At 38.4% G+C, this 13,665-nt stretch carries 10 protein-coding genes; 2 read left to right on the forward strand and 8 right to left on the reverse strand.

Going from position 1 to position 13,665, the window contains the following annotated elements; translation table 11 throughout:
- Positions 1-42: 42 nt before the first annotated feature.
- The 8 genes from PALPR_RS08460 to PALPR_RS08495 all read right to left on the reverse strand — a co-directional run bounded on the left by PALPR_RS08460 (position 43) and on the right by PALPR_RS08495 (position 11,111).
- On the reverse strand, positions 43-996 hold the full coding sequence (locus tag PALPR_RS08460) for a Rossmann-fold NAD(P)-binding domain-containing protein (protein WP_013445206.1): 954 nt from the start codon (positions 994-996) through the stop codon (positions 43-45).
- A 77-nt stretch (positions 997-1,073) separates the two neighbouring features.
- On the reverse strand, positions 1,074-2,627 hold the full coding sequence (porX, locus tag PALPR_RS08465; protein ID WP_148226519.1) for a T9SS response regulator signal transducer PorX: 1,554 nt from the start codon (positions 2,625-2,627) through the stop codon (positions 1,074-1,076).
- A 23-nt stretch (positions 2,628-2,650) separates the two neighbouring features.
- Positions 2,651-6,124, reverse strand: coding sequence for a type IX secretion system periplasmic lipoprotein PorW/SprE (gene porW, locus PALPR_RS08470; RefSeq protein WP_013445208.1), 3,474 nt, complete (start codon positions 6,122-6,124; stop codon positions 2,651-2,653).
- A 217-nt stretch (positions 6,125-6,341) separates the two neighbouring features.
- Positions 6,342-7,229, reverse strand: a complete 888-nt coding sequence (locus PALPR_RS08475) for a CPBP family intramembrane glutamic endopeptidase (RefSeq protein WP_013445209.1) — start codon at positions 7,227-7,229, stop codon at positions 6,342-6,344.
- A 78-nt stretch (positions 7,230-7,307) separates the two neighbouring features.
- On the reverse strand, positions 7,308-7,553 hold the full coding sequence (locus tag PALPR_RS08480) for an RNA recognition motif domain-containing protein (protein ID WP_013445210.1): 246 nt from the start codon (positions 7,551-7,553) through the stop codon (positions 7,308-7,310).
- A gap of 210 nt (positions 7,554-7,763) precedes the next feature.
- A complete protein-coding gene (locus tag PALPR_RS08485; RefSeq protein ID WP_013445211.1) occupies positions 7,764-9,023 on the reverse strand; it encodes a glutamate-5-semialdehyde dehydrogenase in 1,260 nt (419 codons plus the stop codon).
- Positions 9,024-9,044: 21 nt separating this feature from the next.
- Positions 9,045-10,127 (reverse strand): glutamate 5-kinase, encoded by a 1,083-nt coding sequence (proB, locus tag PALPR_RS08490; RefSeq protein ID WP_013445212.1) that lies wholly within the window; start codon positions 10,125-10,127, stop codon positions 9,045-9,047.
- A gap of 6 nt (positions 10,128-10,133) precedes the next feature.
- Positions 10,134-11,111 (reverse strand): M28 family peptidase, encoded by a 978-nt coding sequence (locus PALPR_RS08495; RefSeq protein ID WP_013445213.1) that lies wholly within the window; start codon positions 11,109-11,111, stop codon positions 10,134-10,136.
- Between the two features lie 655 nt (positions 11,112-11,766).
- Here PALPR_RS08495 and PALPR_RS08500 point away from each other — a divergent pair.
- Both PALPR_RS08500 and PALPR_RS08505 read left to right on the forward strand, forming a co-directional pair.
- A complete protein-coding gene (locus tag PALPR_RS08500) occupies positions 11,767-12,639 on the forward strand; it encodes an electron transfer flavoprotein subunit beta/FixA family protein (RefSeq protein WP_013445214.1) in 873 nt (290 codons plus the stop codon).
- A 6-nt stretch (positions 12,640-12,645) separates the two neighbouring features.
- Positions 12,646-13,665 carry an electron transfer flavoprotein subunit alpha/FixB family protein gene (locus PALPR_RS08505; RefSeq protein WP_013445215.1) on the forward strand — a complete coding sequence of 340 codons (1,020 nt, stop codon included), beginning with the start codon at positions 12,646-12,648 and terminating at the stop codon, positions 13,663-13,665.

The raw sequence follows: 13,665 nt of genomic DNA on the forward strand, positions 1-13,665 counted from the left end.
ACCCCTAAGGGGAGTAAAGTTAGTTAATATAATTAATTTGATTTATAAGTTTTCTAATAATCTTTTTATTACTACCTGAGCTGATATTTCGCGATTAGCAGCTTCGGGTATTACAATCGACTGCGGACTTTCAATAACTTCGTCGGTCACAATCATATTTCTACGTACCGGCAAACAATGCATAAAATGAGCATTGTTGGTTACCGCCATTTGTCGCTCACTTACCGTCCAACTCCGATCTGTACTCAAAATTTTTCCATAGTTTGGATCTTGATAAGCTGCCCAGTTTTTGGCATAGATAAAATCGGCTCCTTCGAAGGCTTTCATTTGATCGTACTCCACTTTAGCACCACGCACAAATTTCTCGGCGAGTTCGTAACCATGAGGGTGAGTTATCACAAAGTCAACATCGGCTTCGTTCATAAAATCGGCAAATGAATTGGGGACTGCCTGAGGCAATGCACGAGGATGCGGTGCCCATGTCAACACAACTTTTGGGCGAGGTGTTTTTTTGTATTCTTCGATGGTTATCAGGTCGGCAAATGCCTGAAGCGGATGTCCTGTGGCAGCTTCCATGCTGAAAACCGGTTTTCCCGAATACTGAATGAACTGATTGATAATTGTCTCCTGATAGTCGAATTCTTTGCTCTCAAAATTTGCAAAAGCCCTGACTCCAATCACATCGCAGTAACAACCCATCACCGGAATTGCCTCCAGTATGTGTTCGGGTTTGTCGCCGTCCATAATTACACCACGTTCTGTCTCTAGTTTCCATGCTCCCTGGTTGATGTCGAGCACCATAGTGTTCATACCCAGATTCATTCCGGCTTTTTGTGTACTCAGGCGAGTGCGCAAACTGGAATTAAAGAAAACCATAAGTAAGGTTTTATTTTCGCCTATATTTTTATAAGCATACCGATTCTTCTTGATCTCCAGTGCCTCTTTAATTGCATCCTGCAAGTTACCAAGGTCTTTTACGTTGGTGTAAGTTTTCATAATAATCACCCTTATCCCTTTGTGGGGAATTTTGTTATTCTTTTTTTGATATATAATATTTTTGCTGTTTCGTCCCTTTACTTAGGTTGCATAAACACAAATGGTATCAGCATCTCTTCCATCGAAATTCCACCGTGCTGGAATGTGTCTTTATAATACCCTACATAATGATTGTAATTATTCGGGTAGGCAAAAAAGTTACTATTATAAGCAAAGATATAGGCCGAACTCACATTAGGGCTGGGCAATCCCACTTTGCTTGGTTGAAGCAGTTCAAATACTTCTTTCTTGTTGTAACTTAAGTTTTTACCCACCTTATAACGCAGGTTTACATTGGTATTTTTATCACCTATCACTTTTATTGCATTGTCTACCTGAATGGTACCGTGGTCAGTAGTAAAAATAACCTTATAACCCCGTTTGGCTATTGCTTTAAATAATTCATAGGTCGCCGAATGTTTAAACCACGAAAGCGTGAGTGAGCGATATGCTTCTACATCATTGGCCAGTTCACGCATCATTTTCGACTCGGTACGGGCATGCGAAAGCATATCAATGAAATTCAAAACGCACACATTCAATTGATTCCCATCAATTCGAGGCAACTGATCTATTAATCGTTCGCACGAGTTTGAATCATTGATTTTGTGATATGAGAATGTGTAGTTTTTTCTATAACGCTGAAAAAGAGTCTGTAACAACTCATTTTCATTCATATTTTTACCCTCATCATCCTCTTCTTCTACCCATAATTGAGGGTAAAGTTGTTGAATCTGCAAAGGAAAAAGTCCGGAAAAAATCGCATTTCTGGCGTATTGAGTTGCTGTAGGAAGCATACTGCAATACAGCTCTTCTTCGTTGAATTGGTAAAATTCACTGAGCAACTCCCGAATCACTTTCCACTGGTCGTAACGGAAATTATCTACCAACACAAAGAACACTTTTTCTCCGTTATCGAGCAATGGAAAAACTTTGGTTTTGAATAAATCCGGACTCATCAAAGGTCTTCTTTCCGGATGTTCAAACCAATACTCATAATTTCGTCTGACAAACTTCGTAAATGTACTATTGGCTTCTGTTTTTTGCATTTTAAGCATCTCATCCATGCCGTTGTTTGTTTCAGCCAGCTCCAGTTCCCAATATACCAATTTCTTATAAACCTCTACCCAGTCTTCGTAGGTTAGCGAATCATTTATTTGCATTCCAATACGTCCAAACTGCGATTGATAGGACGAAGTAGTATGTTCCGTAACAATTTCCTTTTGATGAATATTCTTTTTCAACGTCAGCAAAATCTGACTTGGATTTACCGGCTTGGTTAGGTAATCAGCTATTTTACTGCCGATTGCCATATTCATAATATTCTCTTCTTCGCTTTTGGTAATCATTACCATCGGCACATCCGGATCAATCTCCTTTATCAGGGCTAAAGTTTCGAGTCCACTCAGACCCGGCATATTTTCGTCTAAGAAAATAATATCGTAAGTTTCTTTCTGACAAAGCTCAACAGCGTCTTTTCCATTGGTAGCTGTAACCACCTCGTATCCTTTTTCTTCCAAAAAAAGAATGTATGGTCTTAACAAGTCCATTTCATCATCAGCCCAAAGTATGCGGTCTTTTCTCATAATCAGCACTCTTCTAATCCCCGAAGGGTTTATTTTAAATAATACTCTTGCATAAATTCAAAATACGTCTTCAATTGATTTTTTTGAACAATCGTATTCAAATTCTCCTGTGTACTAATAATGTTTCTGTAATTCGCAGCTTTAAGTCCTTCATACAATGTCTTTTCCTTTACCATTCGCAGTAAATATGATTTTGCTATCTGAGCATCGTTCAAAGGTCCAACAAGAACCATCTTTTGATTATTCATATTTTCCAGCGATACTTTCAGATTCATTATACCATAATTTTTCGCATTGTATTCATCAAAAGCAGACTTAGTCTTAGCAAAATCAATCGAGCCAGAAACAATAAAAATTGCAACAAAATGAGGCTCATTAGCGCGATAAGCAAACAAACCTTTGAACAATGGGACTACAGTTTCCTGCTTTGGTTTAGCAGGAATCACAGCAGGAGTTTCTTTCTCGATAACTTCAACCTTTTGTACCGTCATATCGGGTTTTGATACCGTCTGAGTTTTAGTTGCACTTACCTGCGGCTGAACCGGTTTCTCTATTGGCTTATCAGCGGCTTTTGCTACCGATAAATTTTCTACAGGTTTCTCCGAAAGTTTTGTTTCCCGCTTTTCTTCTGGCTTCTGAACAGTTTTACCAACCGTAGGCTCTACCTTTTTCTCAACTGGTTTCGTCGAATTATCATTTGCAATTACTTTTTCTTCTATTACAGGAGGAGTGTTTAAAACAACCCTAGTACCCTGTTTGTTTTCTGGTATTTTGCCATGAAACAAAAGATAATCATCCAAATTAACCGTTGTTTTGACTAGCGCAAAGTTTTTATCCGATATGATTACTTTTTGTACTTTATATTGGTCAAGCAAATTCATTAATGAAGCATCAGTAGAAACTGAGTTCAGGTACCAGACAGCCTCATCATACGATTCAAAATTAGTTACAGCCAACACATTCCGGGTAGAATCAAGCTTACTGACCACTAAATCAAAATCTTTAATCATAAACCTTGAAAAGTTGAACGAAGCAATGTTGTACAATAATTTATTGATAACCCCATCTTTCACCTGACTGATAAACAGCACCCTGTGTCTGCCATCTTTTTCAGCAGTAAACTGCTGATTGGATTCTTTATTGTCCTCAAGTCGAACAGACTTCTCTTCCCTTCTGGTCAATAATGAGCCGCCCGAAGTTCCCTGTATAGCCTCTTTGCCCTGTCGCATCAACGCCAAAATATCTTTTGCCATTGCACTTACATCGCTTTCGGGGTAGCTCTTTAGCAAATCATTCAGCGCTGTTCGGAAGTTTTCTTCCTTGTCGCTTTTCCCTATACTCAATGCATTTAAAAATAAGAATTTAGGCATTAAAGTAGACAATGGGAAATTTTGTTTAGCATAAGCAACCTGCTTGTACACTGTTTTGTAATCGCTCTGGTTGAAAGCTTTATACGTCAGACTGTAAATTGAGTCCTGCTCCTTATACATATTTTCAAGCCGCACTGCATAATCCGACTGAGACAAGATTTTCTGATATTTGGAATCTGGAAAATCAGTAATAAGTTTTGTTCTGTAGACGTTGGCCTGATCCTGATTTCCGCTTTTTAATTGGATCTGATAAATATTAAAATAGGCATCTGCAACGCGTTTATCCGAACCAAATCTGCGGCAAAATTCTTCGAATGTAGCTATTGACATCGGAACGTCCTCAATTTTATCCTTATAGATTTGTCCCATGGTGAATAAAGCCGTAGCTATATCGGCATTTGACTTTTCAATTTGTGCAGCCGAAACAGGTATTTGCTTCAGATAAAATTCCGGCCGTTTGTTTTCACTAATAGCTTTGGAATTGACTGTTGTATCGGCAGCCTCCTTAACCGTTTCATTTTTAGTCGTATTCTCTTCAGCAAAAACAGAGCTGGACTTATTCATACGCCTCCAGTTGTCCTCTAGCTTACGTTTACCCCATTTCTTCAAAAACTCAGCCTCGCCACTCTTTATAGCATTCGGATTATAGAAATACCACTCGCCTGTACTTCCTCCTATGGCTTTTTTATTTAGTCTATTCAGGTTATTCATCCCAATAGGCTGCCCCATGGATTCCGACTCGGATTCTGCTTCAGCGATAGCTTCTTGTTTTTCTTTCGCTTCTTTCTCTGCGGCAGCTTTTTCATCTGCGGTTAATTTAGTAATGATTTTATTCACCACTTCAAGACGCTTATCTTCGCTCATTGCCGACAGTCGTTGTAAACTATCCTGTAGTACTACAATGTTGTTTTGCACTACCAACTCGCCCAGCATCTCACCCAGCCGGCTAACACGGTTGTAGTCCTCATGATCTTTTGTTATGATTCTTCCTGCTTCTTCATAGCATGGTTGAGCAAGTACATATTTCCTTTTAGTATAATAAATATCGCCCAGGGTAATGAGAGTGGCAGCTTTGGCTAAACCTTTTTGAGTACTTTTATCAGCCGAAAGTTTATAATTTTCAATCGCTTGCAGGGTATCTGCATGTTGTAGATATGTATTTCCCAATGCAAAATACAATAAATCAAGATAATCCTTATTTTTCCGGTTCTTCATCAGAGCGAGCAACTCTTTCCGAATATCTGAGATTTTTCCCTGATTTAATTGCGCTCTGTTTACTCTGGCATTAAACTCCATTTCGTAAGGAGCGTTTAAATTTATTACTTTAGTATAGGAATCATAGGCTGCCTTTTTATCATTCGACTTTTGATAAAGCTGCGCCAGCAGGTATGAAAAGCGCTGTTTGTAATACTTATCGGTCTCTTTCGATAAAGCCAGTTGCACAAACGGAATAGCTTCTTTGTACAGATGCTTCTTCAATAATATGTCGGCATTTACAGCCGCAAAAAGACCGACATTGGTATGCGTGAGATTATTTTGCTGAATTCCTGAAAGTACCTGCTCAGCTTCATACATCCAGCCCATTTCGCCGTATGCCCTTGCTATCCATAACTGACACGTTACCTGCAAATTTTTATCTGATTCAAAGTGCCTTATAATGTACGAAAACGTTCCTACTGACCCTAGAAAATCTGCTTTGTGAAATTCAGCCTTTCCTTGTAGAAGCCACACATCTTTCATGGCCGGATTAAACTCCTCCTGATTATAAAACAACTTATATTCAGGAGAATTACTTCGCTTATAGTTTTTCTGGGGTTTTACTTTTATAGAATGTAATTTTATGGCTTTTCGACATTTTTCAATCGCCAAATCCATATTGCTTTGCGCAGAATTTGCATTGGAATGCACGCTTATCGGGTACATCGGAATAATGCCCGAATAATCTTCCTTGTGTGCCCTTTGGATATTTTTTAATCCATCGTTATAGCTAACATCGCCATTAAAGTAGACATTAAAACGTGTGTTTAAAGCCTGATAATTTCTGGACAGCCAGGAGTTCTTATTGGTAGAACAGCCACTAACAAGCAGTATTAGCAGCAGAAACAGAATTATATTTTTAGCGTATTTTTCCAAACGGTTTCGAATTGAAATTATGAGTACAGAAAGTGATTTGATTTATTTAAAGCTGTTGAATGAATGAATTGAATTCTATTGATTTTAAACTTTAAAATACACTTTCTATTGTCTTTCTGCTTACAAAAATACTCATTTTCGAAGATTTATTGTTAAGTCATGTCGGAAAACATTTTCTGACTTCACTAAAAATCAAATAACATCGTATCCAATGCACTCATAAGTTCAAAGTTCTTTTATCGCATTTATGAAAATAGCGCGAAAAAAACCAAAAACCAAGAATTGCAATTACCCCGCTAACAAGACCTATCCAGAGAGTATTACCGGTACCTATCGTATCAATGTCCGGAACTTTATATCCATTATTCTTCAGATAATAAAAAATTACAGCCAGCACATTATTGCTAAAATGCGCCACTATAGACAACCATAGATTACCGCTCCATACAAGTAAATATCCAAAAAAAGCTCCGAGAAGCATACGTGGAACAAAGCCATAAAATTGCATGTGAATAGCACTGAATACTACCGCTGTTATCCAGATAGCCAGCTTTACATTCAGTTTCTGTCGAAGTACTCCTTGAATTGCTCCCCGAAAAAAGAGCTCCTCACCTATTGCCGGGATAATGGCTATTAAAAAAATATTAAAAAACAATGCCGGTAAGTTGTGGACATTAAGAAATTTCGTGGCAAGTGCAGCTCTATCATTTTCGGAAGATTTCATCATTTTTTCTAAGCCCGATAAAGCATCGGGCAAAACCAATCGCTGGTTCAGATCTCCTAACAAATTGATAAAAGGAACGATAAGTATCATAAACAAGATTACAAACAAAACAGCAACCCAGTTGATTGGCTTATCTAAAGACAAAAAAACTTTCATGTTATTTGAGCAAAGATACGCCAACACTATGGACGGCAAGATAAACACAGCTATAGATTGAATCAGCTGTAGCAGTTTCAATGAACCGGTATCATTCATATTTCCGTGCGTTATCAATAGCCAGATTATCGATCCGGACACCGCGAACACGAATAACAAACCAATAAGTATAAGCAGCTTGGAGAAAACGCTGCTTTGAGTATACAATCCTTTTAAATTGCTCATTTATAAATGTATTTTTACAAAAAAACTCCTGTCATCTTTCGATAACAGAAGTTCTTTTTGTGTCTTAAAAACTTAATCTTAGTTTCTTGGGCGTGCTTCTTTAACAACCATTGAACGGCCATCAAATTCAGCTCCGTTTAATTCTTCGATTACTTTTGCAGCAGCAGCGTCGTCAGCCATTTCTACAAATGCAAATCCTTTTGATTTTCCTGTTTCGCGATCTTTGATAATTTTGCAAGACTCAACTTGACCATACTCTTCAATAACCCCTTGAAGGTCATTTTCGCGAACTTTGTAACTTAAGTTACCTACGTAAATGTTCATAAAATAAAAATAAAAAATTGAATAAAATTGTTCAAGAACAGTATAAAACAAACGGGGTTAATACAATATCAGTCCTTGAAAAGGTGAGTTTGAAAATAACCTTACGAAAAAATACACTTTCTTTTCGATGACAAAGAAAAACAATTATTTTTGAATATACAACAAATAGTGTAAAATTATTTGAAATTTAGTGAATTATGTATTCTTATTTCAATTTCTTGTCTGCCCGTTACCTTTTACTATCCATTTGTACGAACACAGTTCTGGCAGCGCCATTGGTCCTCGGGCATGCAGCTTTTGAGTACTTATTCCTATTTCCGCACCCATTCCAAACTGAGCTCCATCGGTAAAAGCGGTCGAAACATTCGTATAAATACACGCGGCATCCACCACTTTTTCAAAGTAAGCAATGTTCTGTTCGTTTTCACTTACTATGCATTCACTGTGTTTAGAACCGAACGTAGCAATATGATCGACTGCATTCTGAATAGATTCTACAGTCTTTACGGACATTTTGTAATCGAGAAATTCTATATCAAAATGCTCTTCTCCCGCATGCTCCAGCAATTCTTTTGGATATTTTCCATTTAAAAACGTAAATGCTTTTACATCCGCATAAATTATCACATTCTTTGTTGCCAGTTTTTCGCACAGCTTGGGTAAATCCACCAACCTTTTCTCGTTTATTATCAGGCAATCCAACGAATTGCAAACACTTACCCTTCGCGTTTTGGCATTAAAGATAATCTCCTGCCCTTTTGTAACATCACCAAATTCATCAAAATAAGTATGGCAAATTCCGGCACCGGTTTCGATCACAGGAATGCGTGAATTGTCCCGAACAAAATCGATCAAACCTTTTCCACCGCGGGGTATAATAACATCAACAAATCCCACAGCATTCATTAGCTCAGCAGTAGCTTCTCTACCGGCAGGCAAGAGTGTCACTATATTTTCATCCAAACCAAATTTCGCCAAAACAGACTTAATAACCTGCACGATAGCTACATTCGAGTTGTGAGCGTCAGTTCCTCCTTTCAGAACACATACATTTCCAGATTTCAGGCAAAGCGAAAAAACATCGAAACTCACATTGGGTCTGGCTTCATAAATAATTCCCACCACACCAAAAGGAACCGTGACCTTAGATATTTTCATCCCGTTAGGTCGTTCTGTTTCAGACAGTAGTTTCCCGAGTGGCGATGACAATGAAGCAACATTACGAATATCAGCGGCTATACCGGCTATTCTTTCTTTGCTCAATGACAAGCGATCGAACATCGGATTTGCTTTATCCATCTTCGCTAAGTCTTTGGCGTTTTCTGCCAAAATTATATCCGATTGGGCAACTGCCTCATCAGCCAGCGACAGCAATACCTGATTTATGGTTTCATCGGTCACCAGATTCAAGGCTCGAGAAGCCAGTACGGCTGCTTTTTTCCAATCAGTTTGTATAGTTGAAGTATCCATATTGCTTTTTGTCTAATAAATCTATTCCAAATATAAATAATCGCAATGAACAAGCGGTTTTTGATTTTTCTTTCCAAGAAGCTCCCTCGAGCGCAAACTATTATACTGCACCTTGCCTACTCCTAGCAAAACTCCCTGCGGATCAATAATCCTGATAATATCATCTTTTTCAAAATCACCGACTATTTCAGTGGCTCCAATAGGTAAAAGGCTCACCGCTTTATCGCCGGTTAAAGCTTTGGCTGCATTTTCATTTACATGAATTTCACCCTTGGCAAAACCTTCGCTGTGGGCAATCCACTTTTTTACACTCGACACCTCGGCGGGAGAAGCAACAAAGCGTGTACAAACTACATCCTGTTTTTTATCCAGCAACTGCAATAAAATTCCGTCTCGTTTGCCATTGGCTATAATTACATCAATTCCTTCATCGGCTATTTTGCGGGCTATTGTAGTTTTAGTCAACATACCTCCACGCCCAAAAGTAGATTTTGTACTTTGAATAAAGTCTGCTACATCCTGCCCTTTTTCTATCTGACGTATAACTTTGGACTCCGGATTCGAAGGTGAACCATTAAAAATTCCATCAATATTACTTAGGATAATCAAAGCTTCCATATCCATCATCGAAGCAATTAAACCTGAAAGTTCATCATTGTCTGTAAACATCAACTCAGATACAGACACTGCATCATTTTCGTTTACAATCGGGATAACTTTGTTGTCGAGCATTATTCGCATACAATTGCGCTGGTTCAGATAATGGCGGCGACTCCCGAAATTCTCTTTTGTAGTCAAAACCTGCCCGACTGTTATACCATGCTCGCGAAATAAATCATAGTAATGGTTTATTAGTTTTGCTTGTCCTACAGCCGAAAACAACTGACGTTGATCTACCACATCCATTTTCTTGCTTATCCCCATCACACTGCGCCCCGAAGCTACTGCGCCCGAAGAAACCATCACTATTTCAACACCTTTTTTATGTAGCTGCGAAATTTGATCAACCAAAGCAGACATGCGGGTAATATCCAATGTGCCATCAACACGGGTCAATACATTACTTCCTATTTTTACTGCTATTTTTTTGAATCTATGACTCATAAAATCTTATTTTTCTTTGTAAATAACATGCATAAGTGTAGTACCTACCGCGTTAAGTGTGCTTTTATCTACATTGTCCATAGTGTCATGCGTTGTATGCCAGTAACTTCCGAAACCGCTTGCAGTGTGCGGATCAAAATGAATTATATCTATCGTGGGAATTCCCAATATTTTATTTACATAAATATGATCGTCAGTTATAGCCCCACCCTTTTCATCTCTGAAATACTGACCAAAACCAAGATCTTTCGCCTGCGACCACACTGCGCTTACTACAGAACTTGCGTAATAATCTGACGATTGCTCTCTGTAAAATGTAGCTCCGGGAGCTCCAACCATATCCAGCAAGATACCATATCTGGCTGTATAACCTGATACATGAGGATTTTTAGCCCAATATTGAGTTCCTAAACACCAAGAATCTTCACTTCCTTCTCCCGAAACATTTTCCGGCTGACCGTAATCTTCAGAATCTATAAAAACTACATCAACCCCAACAGTTGGTTGAGTCTTACTGATTACTCTGACTATTTCGAGCAAAACACCGACTCCACTGGCTCCATCGTTAGCTGCCATTACAGGTTTTTTACGGTTTTCCGGTTTTGGATCATTATCTGCCCATGGACGAGAATCCCAGTGAGACAGTAATAAAATACGCGTGGTTGCTTTGGGGTTTACAGACCCTATTATATTAGTAGATTTTAAAATAGTGCCATCAAAAGCTGTTAAGTTTGCCTTTTGCTCCACGACCTCAGCACCATGCCTTTTTAATTCACGCAACAGATATTGAGCACATTCCTCGTGGGCTTTTGTATTGGGAACACGCGCACCAAAATCGACCTGTCTTTTAGTATATGCGTATGCAGAATCTGCAGAAAATGCAGGAATGCTGATAGCTTTATCGCTATTTTGAGCACTCTTGGTTGTTTGAGTACACGACAGCAACAAAGCTATCGAAAGAAAAAGAAATATTAATTTTTTCATACCTCAATTTTTATGAACGACAAAGATACTGATTTATGATTAAAAAACGAATCAGCATAACAGTAGAGAAAAACGTTGGAGTAAAAATTATACGTAAACATTAAAATAAATTGGAGAAATAAACTATTTTTGTGGAATGGCTCTGAATTTTGTATTTATTTTTCCAGAATCATAAAATTTTTATAAAAAACAGGCAAAAAGTAATTTGTTGCAAAAATCGATTTTAAAAGACATAAATCACTAACAACAAACAACTTAAACTGACAGAAATCAATGAACGAACAACCGAATATCATTGAAAGCAACAAAAATAGGTTGTAAAACATATTTTTTCGCTTGCGCCTCTGACTTTTTACCTGTTATTTTGTCATCGTTAACTAAACAACACAATCTTTTTTATACCTTAAAAAACTAATACCTATTGAAACGTGAGACTTTGTGAAAAGTCTCACGTTTTTTGTATCAAATTGCATCAATTTATGCACATTATCTGAAATTTGTGCAAAAAAAATTGCAGTTTCAATAAAAACTGCTATTTTTGCTCGTCATTTTCAAAAATGTTTTTTAACTGAAAAAACACGCCAAAAAGACACATTCTATCTGCACATACATCTGTGAATTATCAGTTACATTATACTAATCTAATTATCAAAAAATGAGTTTTAACATTGTTGTTCTTGCTAAGCAAGTACCCGACACACGCAACGTAGGGAAAGACGCCATGAAAGCGGATGGTACGGTGAATCGTGCTGCTTTGCCGGCTATCTACAATCCTGAAGATTTAAATGCGCTGGAACAAGCTCTACGCTTGAAGAGTAAAATTGAAGGTGCTACAGTTCATATCCTTACCATGGGGCCGGCCCGTGCTGCAGAAATTATTCGTGAAAGCATGTACCGTGGTGCAGATGGAGGATATTTATTAAGTGGTCGTGAATTTGCCGGTTCAGATACTTTAGCAACTTCTTATGCATTGGCTTGTGCTATTCGCAAAATAGGAAAAGTTGATTTAATTGTTTGCGGTCGTCAGGCTATCGATGGTGACACTGCTCAGGTTGGACCACAAGTTGCAGAAAAGCTGGGTTTACCTCAAATTACCTATGCAGAAGAAATTCTCGATCTATCAAATAATAAAATTACCGTAAAACGTCGTTTGGAACGTGGAGTAGAGGTAGTAAAAGGTTCTTTGCCAATGCTGGTAACCGTAAACGGGTCTGCGGCTAACTGTCGTCCTCGCCACGCTAAACTCACTCTCAAATACAAACATGCTGCAACCCCTTCTGAAAAACAAGAAGCCGGTTCTGATTATACCGATTTGTATGACTCACATCCATACCTGAATATCACTGAATGGGGTGTGAACGACATTGAGCACGATATTCAATGGCTAGGACTTACTGGTTCGCCAACCAAAGTAAAACAAATCGAAAATGTAGTATTTACAGCAAAAGAAAGCAAACGCCTGACTGCTGCCGATACCGAAATAGAAGATTTGATGAAAGAATTAATTGCTAACCATACGATAGGATAATTTACCATGAACAATATATTTGTATATCTTGAAATTGAAGATGGAATTGTAGGCGATGTTAGCCTGGAATTGCTAACCAAAGGTCGCAGTCTGGCCAAACAACTGAATTGTAAATTAGAAGCTGTAGCAGCCGGTCATGAACTGGATGGTATTGGAGCTCAGGTTTTTCCATACGGGGTTGACATATTGCACCTTGCCGACGACAAACGTTTGAGCCCATATACCTCACTGCCACACACATCTTTATTGGTAAATCTTTTTAAAGAAGAAAAACCGCAAATTGCTTTAATGGGAGCTACTTCCATTGGTCGTGACTTAGGTCCTCGTGTTTCTTCAGCCTTGTTTAGCGGTTTAACTGCCGACTGTACTTCGCTTGAAATTGGAACTTATGAAGACAAAAAGGCTGGAAAAGTATATGAAAATTTGCTTTACCAGATTCGTCCTGCTTTTGGTGGAAACATTGTTGCCACTATCGTAAACCCTGACTGCCGCCCGCAAATGGCAACAGTGCGCGAGGGAGTAATGAAGAAAGAAATCAAAGATCCTAAATTTGTAGGTAAAACCCGCAAACTGGACGTTTCTAAATATGTAGCCGATACTGATTTTGTGATTGAGGTGATTGAACGTCACATGGAAAAATCAAAATTAAATATCAAAGGTTCTCCAATTATTGTTTCCGGAGGTTACGGAGTAGGAAGTGCCGAAAATTTCAAATTATTACACGAGTTAGCTGCTACATTAGGTGGCGAAGTTGGAGCTTCACGTGCAGCAGTTGATGCAGGATTCTCGGAACATGAACGTCAAATCGGTCAGACCGGAACCACCGTTCGTCCTAAACTGTACATTGCTTGCGGTATTTCTGGTCAAATCCAGCACATTGCCGGTATGCAGGAAAGTGCCATGATTATAGCCATAAACAACGATCCTAAAGCACCAATCAACGCAATTGCCGACTATGTAATTACAGGAACAGTAGAAGAAGTACTTCCAAAAATGATTAAGTATTACAAAAAGAACTCGAAATAA

Source organism: Paludibacter propionicigenes WB4, assembly GCF_000183135.1.
GTDB classification, from domain to species: Bacteria; Bacteroidota; Bacteroidia; order Bacteroidales; family Paludibacteraceae; genus Paludibacter; species Paludibacter propionicigenes.